This window comes from Cellulomonas fimi, assembly GCF_012952065.1.
GTDB classification, from domain to species: domain Bacteria; phylum Actinomycetota; class Actinomycetes; order Actinomycetales; family Cellulomonadaceae; genus Pengzhenrongella; species Pengzhenrongella fimi_A.
The window spans coordinates 86,038-100,908 of record NZ_JABCJJ010000005.1 but is presented as its reverse complement, the minus strand read 5'-3'; the positions used below and the strand labels follow the sequence as shown (position 1 = coordinate 100,908).

At 74.6% G+C, this 14,871-nt stretch carries 17 protein-coding genes; 16 read left to right on the top strand and 1 reads right to left on the bottom strand.

Annotation, left to right across the window (positions count from 1 at the left end):
* The 14 genes from HIR71_RS05060 to whiG all read left to right on the top strand — a co-directional run bounded on the left by HIR71_RS05060 (position 1) and on the right by whiG (position 11,839).
* Complete coding sequence (locus tag HIR71_RS05060) at positions 1-1,128, top strand: amidohydrolase family protein (protein WP_311836098.1); 1,128 nt, start codon at positions 1-3, stop codon at positions 1,126-1,128.
* Between the two features lie 203 nt (positions 1,129-1,331).
* Entirely contained in the window at positions 1,332-1,805 is a 474-nt protein-coding gene (gene rpsP / locus HIR71_RS05055) for a 30S ribosomal protein S16 (RefSeq protein WP_169323969.1), read from the top strand.
* Positions 1,805-2,044, top strand: a complete 240-nt coding sequence (locus HIR71_RS05050) for an RNA-binding protein (RefSeq protein WP_169323968.1) — start codon at positions 1,805-1,807, stop codon at positions 2,042-2,044. Before rpsP ends, HIR71_RS05050 begins: the two co-directional genes overlap by 1 nt.
* 128 nt (positions 2,045-2,172) lie before the next feature.
* Entirely contained in the window at positions 2,173-2,748 is a 576-nt protein-coding gene (gene rimM, locus HIR71_RS05045) for a ribosome maturation factor RimM (protein ID WP_169323967.1), read from the top strand.
* 1 nt (position 2,749) lies between these two features.
* Positions 2,750-3,547, top strand: coding sequence for a tRNA (guanosine(37)-N1)-methyltransferase TrmD (gene trmD / locus HIR71_RS05040; protein ID WP_169323966.1), 798 nt, complete (start codon positions 2,750-2,752; stop codon positions 3,545-3,547).
* Between the two features lie 211 nt (positions 3,548-3,758).
* Positions 3,759-4,118: a 50S ribosomal protein L19 gene (gene rplS / locus HIR71_RS05035; RefSeq protein ID WP_169323965.1), complete on the top strand. Its 360-nt coding sequence runs from the start codon at positions 3,759-3,761 to the stop codon at positions 4,116-4,118.
* Between the two features lie 202 nt (positions 4,119-4,320).
* Positions 4,321-5,076, top strand: coding sequence for a signal peptidase I (lepB, locus tag HIR71_RS05030; RefSeq protein WP_169323964.1), 756 nt, complete (start codon positions 4,321-4,323; stop codon positions 5,074-5,076).
* 8 nt (positions 5,077-5,084) lie between these two features.
* Positions 5,085-5,942 (top strand): ribonuclease HII, encoded by an 858-nt coding sequence (locus tag HIR71_RS05025; protein WP_169323963.1) that lies wholly within the window; start codon positions 5,085-5,087, stop codon positions 5,940-5,942.
* A 75-nt stretch (positions 5,943-6,017) separates the two neighbouring features.
* Positions 6,018-6,341: a DUF2469 domain-containing protein gene (locus tag HIR71_RS05020; protein WP_169323962.1), complete on the top strand. Its 324-nt coding sequence runs from the start codon at positions 6,018-6,020 to the stop codon at positions 6,339-6,341.
* 174 nt (positions 6,342-6,515) lie between these two features.
* Positions 6,516-6,872: a YraN family protein gene (locus HIR71_RS05015; protein WP_169323961.1), complete on the top strand. Its 357-nt coding sequence runs from the start codon at positions 6,516-6,518 to the stop codon at positions 6,870-6,872.
* Positions 6,872-8,407, top strand: a complete 1,536-nt coding sequence (locus HIR71_RS05010) for a YifB family Mg chelatase-like AAA ATPase (RefSeq protein WP_169323960.1) — start codon at positions 6,872-6,874, stop codon at positions 8,405-8,407. Before HIR71_RS05015 ends, HIR71_RS05010 begins: the two co-directional genes overlap by 1 nt.
* A complete protein-coding gene (dprA, locus tag HIR71_RS05005; protein ID WP_311836097.1) occupies positions 8,404-9,660 on the top strand; it encodes a DNA-processing protein DprA in 1,257 nt (418 codons plus the stop codon). Before HIR71_RS05010 ends, dprA begins: the two co-directional genes overlap by 4 nt.
* A gap of 152 nt (positions 9,661-9,812) precedes the next feature.
* Complete coding sequence (locus HIR71_RS05000; protein ID WP_249051574.1) at positions 9,813-10,757, top strand: tyrosine-type recombinase/integrase; 945 nt, start codon at positions 9,813-9,815, stop codon at positions 10,755-10,757.
* Between the two features lie 20 nt (positions 10,758-10,777).
* A complete protein-coding gene (gene whiG, locus HIR71_RS04995; RefSeq protein ID WP_169323959.1) occupies positions 10,778-11,839 on the top strand; it encodes an RNA polymerase sigma factor WhiG in 1,062 nt (353 codons plus the stop codon).
* Positions 11,840-11,880: 41 nt separating this feature from the next.
* On the opposite strand, the gene HIR71_RS04990 is transcribed toward whiG, so the two are convergent.
* On the bottom strand, positions 11,881-12,435 hold the full coding sequence (locus HIR71_RS04990) for a M23 family metallopeptidase (protein WP_169323958.1): 555 nt from the start codon (positions 12,433-12,435) through the stop codon (positions 11,881-11,883).
* Positions 12,436-12,783: 348 nt separating this feature from the next.
* Between HIR71_RS04990 and rpsB the strand changes: the two genes are divergently transcribed.
* Both rpsB and tsf read left to right on the top strand, forming a co-directional pair.
* Complete coding sequence (rpsB, locus tag HIR71_RS04985) at positions 12,784-13,869, top strand: 30S ribosomal protein S2 (RefSeq protein ID WP_169323957.1); 1,086 nt, start codon at positions 12,784-12,786, stop codon at positions 13,867-13,869.
* Between the two features lie 45 nt (positions 13,870-13,914).
* The gene (gene tsf, locus HIR71_RS04980) at positions 13,915-14,760 is read left to right on the top strand and encodes a translation elongation factor Ts (protein ID WP_169323956.1); all 846 of its coding nucleotides are present in this window, start codon (positions 13,915-13,917) and stop codon (positions 14,758-14,760) included.
* Positions 14,761-14,871: the final 111 nt, after the last annotated feature.

Here is a 14,871-nt window from a genome sequence, read left to right as displayed (position 1 = left end):
GTGGCACCCGCGCCCGCGCACCGGGGCACGGACGACGCGGTGATCCACGTGCGGGGCACGGTGGTGCTCGACGACGACCGCGAGCTCGGCGAGGTCTGGGCCGTGGACGGCCGGGTCACGTTCGAGCGGCCCACCACCGCACGCGAGGTCGCCACGCTGGACGGGTGGGCGCTGCCCGGCCTGGTGGACGTGCACTGCCACATCGGCCTGGGAGCCGACGGTCCGGTCGACCGGGCGACCGCCGAGCAGCAGGCGCTGGCCGATCGCGCTGCCGGGACGCTGCTCATCCGCGACGCCGGCTCACCCGCCGACACCGCCTGGGTCCACGACCGCGAGGACCTCCCGCGCCTCCTGCGCTCGGGCCACCACCTGGCCCGACCCAAGCGGTACCTGCGCAACTACGGCCGCGACCTCGCCGACGTCGGGCAGCTGCCCGAGGCGATCGCCGAGGAGGCCGAGCGCGGCGACGGCTGGATCAAGCTCGTCGCCGACTGGATCGACCGTGACCTCGGCGCCGACGGGGACCTCCGCCCGCTCTGGCCCGACGACGTGCTCGCCAAGGCCATCGCCGTCGCGCACGAGCGAGGTGCCCGCGTGACGGCGCACACGTTCTCCACCGAGGCGCTGCCGGGGTTGCTCGCGGCCGGGATCGACTGTCTCGAGCACGGCACCGGGCTGACGCACGAGCTCATCGACGAGGTCGCGCACCGCGGGATCCCCGTGACGCCGACGCTGCTCCAGGTCGCGCAGTTCGAGGCGATCGCGGCGCAGGCGGACGGCCGCTACCCGCTGTTCGCGGCCCGGATGCGCCACCTGCACGCGCGCCGCTACGAGCACGTCCGCGACCTGCACGACGCGGGGGTGCGGCTGCTCGTCGGCACCGACGCCGGCGGCACGCTCGAGCACGGCCGGATCGCCGACGAGGTCGCCGAGCTCGTGCACGCCGGGCTCCCGGACGCCGCGGTGGTGGCGGCGGCGAGCTGGCGGACGCGCGAGTACCTGCGCGTGCCCGGGCTCGAGGAGGGCGCGAGCGCGGACCTCGTCGTCTACGACGCCGACCCGCGGCTCGACGCGCGGGTGCTCGCCGACCCCCGTGCCGTCGTCCTGCGTGGGCGCCGGGTGGCCTGAGACGTCGGGCGGGGACCGGGGGCGCCCCGGTCCTGGTGCGGTTGGGGTGACCTCGCCCGCCGTGGCACAATGGTCGGCTGTACCCGGTACGTCGGACCCTCTAGCCGCACGTCACCGTGTCCTTCGGCGCCTGCTGCCGACCTGCCCCCACGGGTCGTCGCAGCCGGACCACCACAGCTCACCCTTCAGGAGAAGACCACACCGTGGCCACCAAGATCCGTCTCAAGCGTCTCGGCAAGATCCGTCAGCCGTACTACCGCGTCGTCGTCGCCGACTCGCGCACCAAGCGTGACGGCCGCGTGATCGAGGAGATCGGCAAGTACCACCCCACCGAGGAGCCTTCGCTCATCGACATCCAGAGCGAGCGCGCCCAGTACTGGCTCGGCGTCGGCGCCCAGCCGACCGAGCAGGTGCTCGCGCTGCTCAAGGTGACCGGTGACTGGCAGAAGTTCAAGGGCCTCCCGGGTGCCGAGGGCACGCTGCGTACCAAGGGCGACAAGGTCGACCCGCAGGCCGCGATCGACGCCGCCGCGCTCGACGCCGAGAAGGCCAAGGCCAAGGCGTCGGAGCAGAAGGCAGCGAAGTCGGCGGCCGCGTCCGTCGACGCCGCTGAGGCCCCCGCTGCGGACGACGCCGCCGGCGAGACCGCCGAGGCTCCCGCGGACGAGCAGGCCTGATGCTCGCGGACGCGCTCGAGCACCTGGTGCGCGGCATCGTGGACCACCCGGACGACGTCCAGGTGGACGCGAAGACCCTGCGCCGGGGCGAGCTCCTCGAGGTCCGGGTCCATCCCGAGGACCTCGGGCGCGTGATCGGCCGCGGCGGGCGCACCGCGCGCGCGCTGCGCACCGTGGTCGGCGCCCTCGCCACGGACGGCCCGGTCAGGATCGACGTCGTGGACGTCGACCGGCGCTGAGGCACCGCACCCGCTCCACCGACGAGGCCCGGTCCCCACGCTGCACACGTAGCCTGGGGCCGGGCCTCGTCGTCGCCGCACGCCGGCCACGACACCTCGTCCGTCCGCCCGCCCCGCCCGGAGGAACCATGCAGCTCACCGTCGCCCGGATCGGCCGCGCCCACGGCCTGCGCGGCGAGGTCGCCCTCGAGCTCCGCACCGACTCGCCCGCGCGTCGGCTCGAGGTCGGCGCGACGCTCGCGACCGATCCGGCGTCGGCGGGCCCGCTCACCCTCACGCGCGTCCGGGAGCAGCACGGACGGTGGTTCGTGGCCTTCGCCGAGGCGGACGACCGGACGGCCGCGGAGGCGCTGCGGGGGGTCGAGCTCGTCGTCGAGGCGACCGCCGACGCCGAGGAGGACGCCTGGTACCCGCACGAGCTGTCCGGGCTGCGGGCCGAGCACGTCGACGGGACCGCCCTCGGCACGATCGCGGGTCTCGAGCACCTGCCGGCCCACGACGTCCTGGTGCTCGTCGAGGAGTCCGGCGACCGGACCCTGGTGCCCTTCGTGCGGGCGATCGTCCCCGTGGTGGACGTCGACGGCGGTCGCGTCGTGATCGACCCGCCGGCGGGCCTGCTCGCGTCCGACGCCGCGAACATGGTCGCGTCCGAGGAGACGGACGGCGCGTCGTCGGGCCGGGACACCGACGCCGACAAGGCCTGACGTGCGGATCGACGTCGTCTCGATCTTCCCCGGGTACCTCGCGCCGCTGGAGCTGTCGCTCGTCGGCAAGGCGCGGACCGCGGGCCTCCTCGACGTCCGCGTGCACGACCTGCGGGACTGGGCGTCGGACAAGCACCGGACGGTCGACGACACACCGTTCGGTGGCGGCGCCGGGATGGTCATGCGGCCGGACGTCTGGGGGGCAGCGCTCGACGACGTGCTCGCGGGCGCCGCGCCGTCGGCCCGCCTGGTCGTCCCGACCCCGTCGGGGACGACGTTCACGCAGCGCACCGCCGAGGCGCTGGCGCACGAGCAGCACCTCGTGGTGGCGTGCGGCCGGTACGAGGGCATCGATGCCCGCGTCGCCGCGCACTACCGCGAGCGCGGCGTGGCGGTCGACGAGGTGTCGATCGGCGACTACGTGCTCAACGGGGGCGAGGTGGCGGCGCTCGTCGTGGTGGAGGCGGTCGCGCGGCTGCTGCCCGGCGTCGTCGGGAACCCCGAGTCGCTCGTCGAGGAGTCGCACGGCGCCGCCGGTCTCCTCGAGTACCCGGTCTACACCAAGCCGCCGCGGTGGGCGGGGCTCGAGGTGCCCGAGGTGCTGCTCTCGGGGCACCACGCGCGCATCGCACGGTGGCGCCGGGACGAGGCGCTGACCCGCACCGCCGAGCGGCGTCCCGACCTCGTCGTGGCGCTCGACGTGGCTGGGCTCGACACGCACGACCTCGCGCTCCTCGACTCGCTCGGGTGGACCGCCGACGCCGGGGTGCTGCGTCGGCGGGACGAGCCGCGCTCCTGAGGGTGACCGGCCGACCCCGCGCACCGGCGGGTTCGGGCCGGCGCAGGTGGTGTGGCAGAATGGTCGGTCGGTGTGTGCCGGTCGCGTCTCTGCCACAGGGGAGTCGGTCTCGACCGCGAGCGCACCCCTCCGAACGAACACCACCGGACCGCTCGACCCGAGCGGCCCCGACATCGCGCCTGACCTGTGGCAGGGCGGGGAAGCGAACCACATGCACACGCTCGACGCGGTCGACGCAGCTTCGCTGCGCACCGACATCCCGGCCTTCCGTGCCGGCGACACGCTCAAGGTCAACGTCAAGGTCGTCGAGGGCAACCGCTCCCGCATCCAGGTCTTCCAGGGCGTGGTCATCGCCCGCGCCGGCGGCGGCGTCCGCGAGACGTTCACCGTCCGCAAGATCAGCTTCGGGGTGGGCGTCGAGCGCACGTTCCCCGTCCACTCGCCGACGATCGACTCGGTCGAGGTCGTCACCCGCGGTGACGTCCGTCGCGCGAAGCTCTACTACCTGCGCAAGCTGCGCGGCAAGAAGGCGAAGATCAAGGAGAAGCGCGAGACCGTCCCGGCGAAGTGACGCCGGCAGTCCCGCACAGCTCCGCCCGACGGGCGGCCACCGGAGCCCCGGTGGCCGCCCGTCGGCGTCCCCCGAGCCCCTCGGGGGACCTGCGGCCGGCGCGCGGCACGCCTCGCTGGACGCGCGATCCCCACCGACGACGGGCGGCACGCCGCTCGTGCGCGGTTAGGTTCGGGCGCAGGCGGAATGGCACAGTGAGCGGGTGAGCGACCAGTCGGAGTCCGTGTCCCCCCAGCGAGGCGCCGAGGTCGGGTCGGCTGCGCGCCACGCGCCGCCCTCGAGCGGTGCGTCGTGGCTGCGCGAGACGGTGATCATCCTCGTGGGCGCGCTCGCCCTCTCGCTCCTGATCAAGACGTTCCTGGTGCAGGCCTTCTTCATCCCGAGCGCCTCGATGGAGGACACGCTCCAGGTGGGCGACCGCGTGCTCGTGAGCAAACTCGTCCCCGGACCGTTCGAGCTCCAGCGCGGTGACACGGTGGTCTTCAAGGACCCGGGAGGCTGGCTGCCGCCTGTGCAGCCGGAGCAGCAGAGCGCGTTGCGCGACGCGTTCGAGGCCGGGATGACGTTCATCGGGCTGCTGCCGCAGGACTCGGGCGAGCACCTGATCAAGCGGGTCATCGGGCTGCCGGGCGACCAGGTGGCGTGCTGCGACGAAGCCGGTCGCGTCACGGTCAACGGCGTCGGGATCGACGAGCCGTACCTCAAGCCGGGCTCCGCACCGAGCGAGGCCGAGTTCGACGTGACGGTGCCGGCGGGCAGCCTGTGGGTCATGGGCGACAACCGGCAGAACTCGCGCGACTCGCGGGGTCACCTCGGCGACCCCGGGGGGGGCAGCATCCCCGTGGCGAACGTGGTCGGTACCAGCTTCGCGCGGGTGTGGCCGGCGGACCGGCTGGCGCTGCTGCGGAACCCCGGACCCACCTTCGCGGACGTCCCGGCGGCCTCGGCCGGGTCGTGAGGGGCAGCATGACGACGACGACGCAGGACGGGACGGCGCTCGACCGGGCGCGGCAGGCGCGTCGCGCGGCCACGCCGACCCGGAGCACGCAGCGTCGGACGACACCGACACCGACGCCGACGCTGCGACGTGAGCGCGCCCTCCTCGGCGCGGGCGCCGCGCTCGTGGTCGGGATGGACGAGGTGGGGCGGGGCGCGCTCGCCGGTCCCGTCAGCGTGGGAGCGGTCGCCGTCGGTGCGACCACGCGGACGTGCCCGCGCGGCGTCGCGGACTCCAAGCTCCTCACGCCGGCCGCTCGCACGGCGCTGCTCCCCAGCCTCTCCCGCTGGGGCCTCGCGCGCGCCGTCGGCCACGCGTCCGCCGCGGAGATCGACGCGTTCGGGATCATCGCCGCCCTGCGGCTCGCGGGCCGACGCGCGCTCGCCGAGGTGGTCGACGCCCTCGGCCCGGTCGACGCCGTCCTGCTGGACGGGTCGCACGACTGGCTCTCGGCGCCGCGCCAGGGTCGGCTCTTCGAGGGATCGCCCGACGGCGTGGCGTCGCCCGACGGCGTGACGGAGCTCGGGCCGCCGCTCGCCGGGCTCGGCAGGGCCGCGGTCGAGGCGCCGCAGCCCCGGGTGCACCTCCTGGTCAAGGCCGACCGCACGTGCGCGTCGGTGGCCGCTGCGAGCATCCTCGCCAAGTGCGAGCGCGACGCGCTCATGGCCTCCCTCGCGGGCGCGCACCCGCTGTACGGCTGGGCGGACAACAAGGGCTACGGCTCGGCCGAGCACGTGGCGGCGCTCCGGGTGCACGGGCCCAGCAGGCTTCACCGGCAGAGCTGGCGCCTGCCGGTGGACCACCCCGACGCGGCGGCGGACGACTGACGAGCACCGGTCGGCTGCACCCGGCGGTGGCCCGCGGTCGGCGCACCGCCGCGATCGATGGGCCATGATGGGTCCGTGAGTGCGGAGGACCTGGAGAACTACGAGACCGAGATGGAGCTCGCCCTCTACCGCGAGTACCGAGACGTGGTGGGCCTGTTCTCGTACGTGGTGGAGACCGAGCGTCGGTTCTACCTCGCCAACCAGGTGGACCTGCAGGTGCGGTCGGCGGCGGGCGAGGTCTACTTCGAGCTGACGCTCGCCGATGCCTGGGTGTGGGACGTCTACCGGTCGGCCCGCTTCGTGAAGTCGGTCCGCGTCGTGACGTTCCGCGACGTCAACGTCGAGGAGCTCGCCAAGGCCGAGCTCGACCTGGGGCAGGGCGGCGCCTTCCCTCGCTGACGGGGGCGCCTCCGCCGAGGCCCGGTGGGCGGTCCCGTGTGCGGGTCGGCAGCGGGTGGCTCCGGTGGCGGACCGTCCCCAGCAGCGCGCGACGTGCGCTCGTCCCTAGCCTCCTGGACCCGACGCTCCATCCCCGCGCGGCCCGGGGCAGCCTCGGGACCGGAGGTGGTCGGCATGCGCGCCAAGGACGCGGTCGGGCGGTACGGGGAGAAGGTGGCGACGGAGTATCTCGTCGCCGCGGGCTGGCAGGTGCTCGACCGCAACTGGCGGGGCCCGGACGGCGAGCTGGACATCGTCGCGCGGGACGCCGACGCGCTCGTGGTCGTCGAGGTCAAGACGCGGCGCGGGTCGGCGTTCGGCCACCCGGCCGAGGCGGTCACCCCGCGCAAGCTCGCGCGGCTCCGGCGGTTGACGGCGCAGTGGCTCGCGGCGCACGACGTCCGGCCACCGACGATCCGGATCGACGTCGTCGCCGTCGTCGTGCCGCCGAGCGGCGCGGCCCGCGTCGAGCACCTGGTCGGGGTCGTCTGATGGGGCTCGGTCGAACGCTGGGCGTCTCGCTGCTCGGGCTGTCCGGGCACCTGATCGAGGTCGAGGCGCACCTGGCGGCGTCGGTGCCGGGATTCTCGCTCGTGGGCCTGCCCGACGCCGCGCTCGCCGAGTCGCGGGACCGGGTCAGGGCGGCGGTCTCGTCGTCGGGCATCGGCTGGCCGCAGCGCAAGATCACCGTCAACCTCTCGCCCGCGTCGCTGCCCAAGTCGGGGTCCGGCTTCGACCTCGCGATCGCGGTGGCGATGCTGGCGGGTGCGGGGGTGTGCGACGCCGCGCGGGTGGCCGGGGTCGTCCACCTCGGCGAGCTCGGCCTCGACGGGCGGCTGCGTCCCGTGCGCGGGGTGCTGCCCGCGGTCGCCGCGGCGGTCGCCGCCGGTCACCCGCACGTCGTCGTCCCCGCGGCGAACGCGACCGAGGCGGCGCTCGTGCCGGGCGCCGTCGTGCTCGGCGCGGCGAGTCTCGCCGAGGTGGCCTGGCGCTACGGCGCCGAGATCGAGCAGCCCGCACCGTCCGCGGTCGAGCCCGTCGGGGCGGTCCGCCGGGCACCGCTCCCGGTCGACCTCGCCGAGGTGCTGGGCCAGCACCAGGCGCGCGCGGCGCTCGAGGTCGCGGCGGCGGGCGGGCACCACCTGCTCATGGTGGGACCGCCCGGCGCCGGCAAGACCATGCTGGCCGCGCGGCTGCCAGGGCTGCTGCCGGACCTCACCGAGCCCGAGGCGGTCGAGGTCACCGCGGTGCACTCGCTCGCCGGGACCTTCGACCCCGCGGAGGGGCTGCTGCGGCGACCACCGTTCGAGGACCCCCACCACACGGCGACCGCGGCTGCTGTGGTGGGCGGCGGCTCCGGGATGCCGCGACCCGGGGCCGCGTCCCGCGCGCACCGTGGGGTGCTCTTCATGGACGAGGCGCCCGAGTTCTCCCCGCGGGTGCTCGAGACGCTGCGACAGCCGCTCGAGCACGGGGAGCTCGTGATCCAGCGCGCCGGCGGCTCGGCCCGGTATCCCGCCCGGTTCCAGCTCGTGCTCGCCGCGAACCCGTGCCCGTGCGGCAAGGCGGTCGGCAAGGGCCTCGAGTGCGTCTGCCCACCCATGACGAGGCGCCGGTACTGGTCGCGGCTCTCCGGCCCGCTCCTCGACCGTGTGGACCTGCAGGTCGAGGTGCACCCCGCCTCACGCGCCGAGATCGACGGAGCCGGCCGTGGCGAGTCCACAGCCGTCGTGGCGCGGCGCGTCGCGGGTGCTCGGGAGGCGCAGGTGGAGCGGCTGGCGGGAACGCCGTGGCGGACCAACGCCGAGGTGCCCGGCCACTGGATCAGGGCCGCGCTCGGCGCCGACCGGTCCCTGATGGCGGATCTCGACCGCGCCCTGGACCGTGGCGCGCTCAGCCTGCGTGGCGTGGACCGCGTGCTGCGGGTCGCGTGGACCCTCGCGGACCTCGCCGGGCGCTCGGCGCCGAGCCGCAGCGAGATCGGTCAGGGCCTGCTCCTGCGTACGCGCGGGCAGGTGGCCGCGTGAGCACGCTGGCCGGGGGTGCCGACCACGACGGGGAGACCCTTGCGAGAGCCGCCTGGAGCCGCCTCGCGGAGCCGGGGGACACCACGGCAGGGGCGCTCGTGTCGGTCCTCGGCGCGCAGGACGCACTCGCCTGGGTCCGCGCCGCCCTCGCGCGGACGACGGGCACCGGCGGTGGGGGCGGGCTCACGGGCGACGCTCCAGGCGTCCGGCGTTCCGTCGACGAGCTGAGCGAGCGCGTCGGCCGGCTGGAAGGCGCCTCGCGACGCCGACTCGTCACCGCCCTCGGCCGCTGGGCCCCTCGGCTCGAGCACACGGACCCGCGTCGGGAGCTGGCGGTCCTGGCCCGGTTGGGCGGGGTGCTCCTGCACCCGGGCAGCGCGTCCTGGCCGACGCGCCTGGACGACCTCGGCCCGGCCGCCCCGCCGTGCCTCTGGGTCCGCGGGACGACCGCGCTCGACTCCGCGCTCGCGCGATCCGTCGCGCTCGTCGGGGCCCGCGCGGCCACGGCCTACGGCACCCATGTCACCGCCGACCTGGCCGCGGGGGTGAGCGCTCGGGGCTTCACGGTCGTGTCCGGCGGTGCCTACGGGATCGACGCCGCCGCGCACCGGGCGACGATCGCCGTCGGGGGAGACACGCTCGTCTTCCTGGCCGGCGGTGTGGACCGTCCGTACCCGGCGGGCAACGCCGACCTGCTGGGCCGGGTGGTCGACGCCGGTGGGGCGCTCGTCAGCGAGGTGCCACCCGGGAGCGTCCCGAGCAAGAGCCGGTTCCTCCAGCGCAACCGGCTGATCGCCGCGGCGAGTGCCGCCACGGTCGTGGTCGAGGCCGCGTGGCGGTCTGGCGCGTTGAACACCGCGGGCCACGCCGGAACCCTCCTGCGACCTGTCGGCGCGGTGCCCGGTCCGGTCACGTCGATGGCATCGGCCGGGTGCCACCGGCTCCTGCGCGACGGTGCCGCCGTCTGCGTCACGGACGCGGCCGAGGTCGCCGAGCTCGCGGGAGCGGCCGGCACCGACCTCGCACCCGAGCGGACGGTCGCACGCTCGGACGTCGACGGCCTGGACGCCGTCGCTCGCCGGGTGCTCGACGCGCTCCCCGTGGTGCGGCCCGCCCCGCCGGAGTCGGTGGCGCGCGCCGCAGGGCTGTCGCAAGGTGAGACGCTGGCCGCGCTCGGCCCGCTCGAGCTCGACGGGCTGGCTGAGAGGCAAGGAGCCGGGTGGCGGCGTCGACGCGCCGCGCCGCGTACTTGAGGGGGGACCGGGTGAAGTTCGTCACGGCAGGGGTCGAGAACCACCGGGAACGCCGGGGCGAATCGGACGCAAGGGACGAACGCGCATCCGTCCCCACCGACCCCCCAGAACTGGCCCTTGTGGGCGGGTCGCCCGCCGGTCACCGTAGGGACATGCAGACCGCAACCATGGACGCGCCGGGGGTTCGCCCCGCGCTGTGGTCGTCGGAGCTGCAGGTCGCGTTCGAGACCCACCTGGCTGCGCAGCGCGGACTGTCGGAGCACACCGTGCGGGCGTACCTCGGTGACCTCGAGCACCTGCTCGCGTATGCCGCGGACCGCGGCGTCACGACGCTCGACGGCGTCGACCTCTCCGTGCTGCGCGGCTGGCTCGCCGTCATGGCCGCGGTGCCGTTGAGCCGCGCGACCCTCGCGCGCCGGGGTGCAGCCGCTCGCACGTTCTTCGCATGGGCGCAGCGCACCGGTCGGGTGGCCGCGGACCCGGCGCTCCGCCTCGCCTCGGCCCGGGCGACGGTCAGCCTCCCGACGGTGCTCGGCGTCGCACCGGCCGCTCGACTGCTGGATGTCGCGCGGACCCGCGCCGACGACGGCGACCCGGTCCACCTGCGCGACTGGGCGGCTCTCGAGCTGCTCTACGCGACCGGGGCACGGGTGGGCGAGCTGGTGGCGGTCGACGTGGACGACGTCGACCTGGACCAGAGGCTGCTCCGCGTCATGGGCAAGGGCGCGAAGGAGCGTCTGGTGCCGTTCGGCGTGCCGGCCGCGACAGCCGTCACGCGGTGGCTCGCGGACGGCCGGCCGCTGCTCGCCACGGGAACGTCCGGACCGGCGTTGCTGCTGGGTCGCCGCGGTCGCCGCGCGGACGCACGCCAGATCCGGGCGGCGTCGCACGAGGTCGCGGCCCTCGCCGAGGTCGACGACGTCGCGCCGCACGGGCTGCGGCACAGCGCGGCCACGCACCTGCTCGACGGCGGGTCCGACCTCCGCAGCGTGCAGGAGGTCCTGGGGCACGCGACTCTCGCGACGACCCAGCGGTACACGCACGTGTCTGCCGAGCGGCTGCGTCGCTCGTTCGAGCAAGCGCATCCACGAGCATGAGGACGACGGGGGAACGTTCGATGACAGCCCAGACCCAGGAGCGCGCCGCGGCGAGCGACCGGACTGCGCCGGCGGTCCTGCTGCCGCACCAGCGCGGCGCGCAGAGCCTGCTCGTCCACGAGGTGGACCCGCGCGACGCGGTACTGGCAGGCGACGCCGTGCTCCCCGGCGACGTGGCGCGGGCAGCCGGCTCGGTGCTGGTCGACAACCACGTGCCGGTCGACAACCACGTGCTGGTCGAGGACGCGGTGCGCACCGAGGACACCGTTCCCGCGGACGACCTCGACCTCGTGCTGGACCTCACCGACGAGACCGTCGCCGACCTGATCGAGCGTGCGTGGGCCGAGTTCAAGGCCACGGGCGACCGCATGCCCCGAGAGCGACTGATCCTGCACTACGCGCCGCTCGTGACCGCGGTCGCGGGGCGCGTCGGCATGCGCCTGCCGAGCAGCGTCGAGCAGGCGGACCTCGTCTCGTACGGCATGTTCGGGCTGATCGACGCGATCGAGAAGTACGAGCTCGGGCGCGCCGTGAAGTTCGAGACCTACGCGAGCGCCCGCATCCGTGGCGCGATCATCGACGAGCTGCGGGCGATCGACTGGATCCCGCGGTCCGTGCGGACCAAGGCACGCGCCGTCGACCGCGCGTACGCCGATCTCGAGGGCGAGCTCCGGCGGACCCCGACCGAGTCCGAGGTCGCCGAGCGACTCGAGGTCGGGGTGGGTGAGCTCCGCACGGTGTTCGCGCAGCTCTCCACCGTGAACGTGGCCGCGCTGGACGACCTCCTCGGCGGCGGCTCGGAGCGGACCGACTCCTTCTCGCTGATCGACACGCTCGAGGACCACCGCACGCCGGACCCGGCGGGCTCCTTCGAAGCGCAGGAGACCAAGTACCTGCTCGCGCGGGCGATCGAGCAGCTCGGCGAGCGCGAGAAGATCGTCCTCGTCCTCTACTACTACGAGGGCATGACGCTCGCCGAGATCGGTCGTGTCCTCGGTGTGACCGAGTCACGCATCTCCCAGATGCACACCGCGGCGATGTTGCGCCTGCGCGCCAAGCTGATGGACGCCGAGCGCGACTGAGTCCGCTCCACCCGATCGCGGGCACGCCCCGCGCAGCGCGCTCAGTCGCCGGGCAGCAGGACGATCGGTGCCGAGCCGGCCAGCAGCGTCAGCGGGTCGAGGTACTCCTCGCCGCGCCGGACGCCCCAGTGCAGGCACGGCGCGGGGGCGCAGTGACCCCGCTCCGGCCCGAGCGTCCCGACGGGCTCGCCGGCGCGGACGTCCTGGCCTGCGACGACCACCGGCACGATCGGCTCGAGGCTGGTCCGGAGACCGTCGGGATGCAGGATGCTGAGCACGCCGCGGTCCACCACGGTGCCGGCGAAAGTCACCGTGCCCGGAGCGGGACTCACCAGCTCGTCGCCCACGCCCGACGCGAGGTCCACGCCCCGGTGCCCCGCCGCCCAGCGTTCGTCGGGCCCGTCGAACGGGCGGACCACGGTCGGCGTCCCGGTCCCCCCGGGCACCGGTGACACGTACGAGACGGCCGCCCCGGTGGTGGCGGGCGTCCCCGGCGGGCCGGGCAGCGACGTCGGGGACGGGGTGACGGCGACGCCGGTCGCGAGGGCGGCCACCGCGACGCCGAGCACGGCCAGCTGGGTCAGTGAGGTCGGCATGGGGTCGATCCTGGCGAGCGTGGACGCGCGGTGCCGGTGCGCGCCGGCCCGCCGGTGCGCAGGCAGTCCGTCGGGCGCCCTGGGGTCGGGTAGAGTTGGCGCCGCGACCGGCGCGTGCCGGTCGACATCGCGCGCCATCAGCCGCGCTCTGCACCCGGGCCCGAGGCACGGACGGCAGAGCAGGCGTACGCGCTGGCAGCGGTCCGAGGAGCGATCCTCGGCGCCAGCACGGACGTGGCGCCAGGGGCACCGACCGCCCGGTCGGCGTCGACAACCGGAATGCGGGTCCCGCCGCGGACCCGCCACTTTGCGCGCACACCGTGAGGGTGCGCGCCGGAAGGACGTGCCATGGCCGTCGTGACCATGCGCCAGCTGCTCGAGAGCGGTGTCCACTTCGGGCACCAGACCCGCCGCTGGAACCCCAAGATGAAGCGCTTCATCTTCACCGAGCGCAACGGCATCTACATCGTCGACCTGCAGCAGTCGCTGCACTACATCGACACCGCGTACGACTTCGTCAAGGAGACGGTCGCCCACGGCGGCACCATCCTCTTCGTCGGCACGAAGAAGCAGGCGCAGGAGCCCGTCGCGGAGCAGGCCGCCCGCGTCGGCATGCCCTACGTCAACCAGCGCTGGCTCGGTGGCATGCTCACCAACTTCCAGACGGTGAACAAGCGGCTCCAGCGGCTCAAGGAGCTCGAGCTCGTCGACTTCGACGACGTCGCGGGCAGCGCGTTCACGAAGAAGGAGCTGCTGATCATGCGCCGCGAGCGCGACAAGCTCGCGAAGACGCTGGGCGGCATCCGGGACATGACCCGTGTTCCCTCCGCGGTGTGGATCGTCGACACCAACAAGGAGCACCTCGCGGTCGACGAGGCACGCAAGCTCGGCATCCCGATCGTCGCGATCCTCGACACGAACTGCGACCCCGACGTCGTCGACTACAAGATCCCCGGCAACGACGACGCGATCCGCGCCGTCTCGCTGCTGACCCGCGTCATCGCGGACGCCGCGGCCGAGGGCCTGATCCAGCGCCACTCGGGTCGTGCGGGTGCCGCCGAGGGCGGGGCCGAGGTCGACGCCGAGCCGCTGGCCGAGTGGGAGCGCGAGCTCCTCGCCGGCGCCGAGGCCGGTCTCACCGCGGGTGCCGCCGGCGAGAGCGCGACAGCGCCTGCCGCCGCTGCGGAGGCCGCTGTCGCCGACGTCCCGGCAGAGGTCGCGGTCGAGGCCGCTGCCGCCACCGAGGCGCCCGCGGGTGAGTCGCTGCCGACCGAGAGCGCTGCGACCCCCGGCCAGGACGCCGCTCCGGCGGTCGACGCAGCGGTCGCTGCTGCGGCAGCCGAGGCGCCGACCCTGGCTGCCGAGGAGCCGGCCGTGGGCGACGTCTCGACCGACGCCGACGCCGACGCCGACGCCGCAGCGAAGTCCGAGTAGTCCTCGCACCGCTGCCGCAACCGAATCGACCAGAACGGAAACTCCATGGCGAACTACACCGCCGCTGACATCAAGGCACTCCGCGAGCGCACCGGCGCGGGCATGCTCGACGTCAAGAAGGCTCTCGACGAGGCGAACGGCGACGCCGAGAAGGCGCTCGAGATCATCCGGGTCAAGGGCCTCAAGGGCGTGAGCAAGCGCGAGGGCCGCTCGGCCTCCGACGGCCTCGTGGCCGCGAACGTCTCCGCGAACCCGGCCGGGTCCGGTGAGCTCGGCGTCCTCGTCGAGATCAACTCCGAGACGGACTTCGTGGCGAAGAACGTCACCTTCCTCGGGCTCGCCGACAAGGTGATCGCCGCGGCGGTCTCGTCCGGCGCGCAGGACGCCGACGCACTGCTGGCGTCCGAGGTCGACGGGACGAAGCTGCAGGACGTCGTCGACGAGACGGCCGCGACGCTCGGCGAGAAGGTCGTCGTCCGCCGGCTCGCGCGGGTCGCCGGCGAGAAGGTGGCGCTCTACCTGCACAAGGTCAACAAGGACCTCCCGCCGCAGGTCGGGGTGCTCGTCGCGACGGACGCCGCGGGCGCCGACGTGGCGAAGGACGTGGCGATGCACGTCGCGGCGTACTCGCCCCAGTACCTGACGAAGGACGACGTCCCTGCGGACGTGGTCGAGTCGGAGCGGCGCATCGCCGAGGAGACCTCGCGGAACGAGGGCAAGCCCGAGGCCGCGCTCCCGAAGATCGTCGAGGGCCGCCTGAACGGCTTCTTCAAGGAGAACGTCCTGGTGGACCAGGCGTTCGCGAAGGACCCGAAGAAGACGGTCGGCCAGGTGCTCGCCGAGGCCGGCGGCACGGTCACCGGCTTCGCGCGGTTCCGCGTCGGGGCCTGACACGCAGCGCGGGGTGGCCCCGGTCCTTCGGGGCCGGGGCCACTTCCGCACACGGCGCTCCACCACGGGCCGGGACGTGACACCGGCGACGAGCACGAACCGGACCGGCCC

Coding starts and splice junctions, on each gene's coding strand:
- HIR71_RS05050 (WP_169323968.1), top strand. CDS start 1,805: ATGCTCGCGGACGCGCTCGAGCACCTGGTGCGCGGCATCGTGGACCAC.
- rimM (WP_169323967.1), top strand. CDS start 2,173: ATGCAGCTCACCGTCGCCCGGATCGGCCGCGCCCACGGCCTGCGCGGC.
- rplS (WP_169323965.1), top strand. CDS start 3,759: ATGCACACGCTCGACGCGGTCGACGCAGCTTCGCTGCGCACCGACATC.
- HIR71_RS05025 (WP_169323963.1), top strand. CDS start 5,085: ATGACGACGACGACGCAGGACGGGACGGCGCTCGACCGGGCGCGGCAG.
- HIR71_RS05015 (WP_169323961.1), top strand. CDS start 6,516: ATGCGCGCCAAGGACGCGGTCGGGCGGTACGGGGAGAAGGTGGCGACG.
- HIR71_RS05010 (WP_169323960.1), top strand. CDS start 6,872: ATGGGGCTCGGTCGAACGCTGGGCGTCTCGCTGCTCGGGCTGTCCGGG.
- HIR71_RS05000 (WP_249051574.1), top strand. CDS start 9,813: ATGCAGACCGCAACCATGGACGCGCCGGGGGTTCGCCCCGCGCTGTGG.
- whiG (WP_169323959.1), top strand. CDS start 10,778: ATGACAGCCCAGACCCAGGAGCGCGCCGCGGCGAGCGACCGGACTGCG.
- HIR71_RS04990 (WP_169323958.1), bottom strand. CDS start 12,435: ATGCCGACCTCACTGACCCAGCTGGCCGTGCTCGGCGTCGCGGTGGCC.
- rpsB (WP_169323957.1), top strand. CDS start 12,784: ATGGCCGTCGTGACCATGCGCCAGCTGCTCGAGAGCGGTGTCCACTTC.
- tsf (WP_169323956.1), top strand. CDS start 13,915: ATGGCGAACTACACCGCCGCTGACATCAAGGCACTCCGCGAGCGCACC.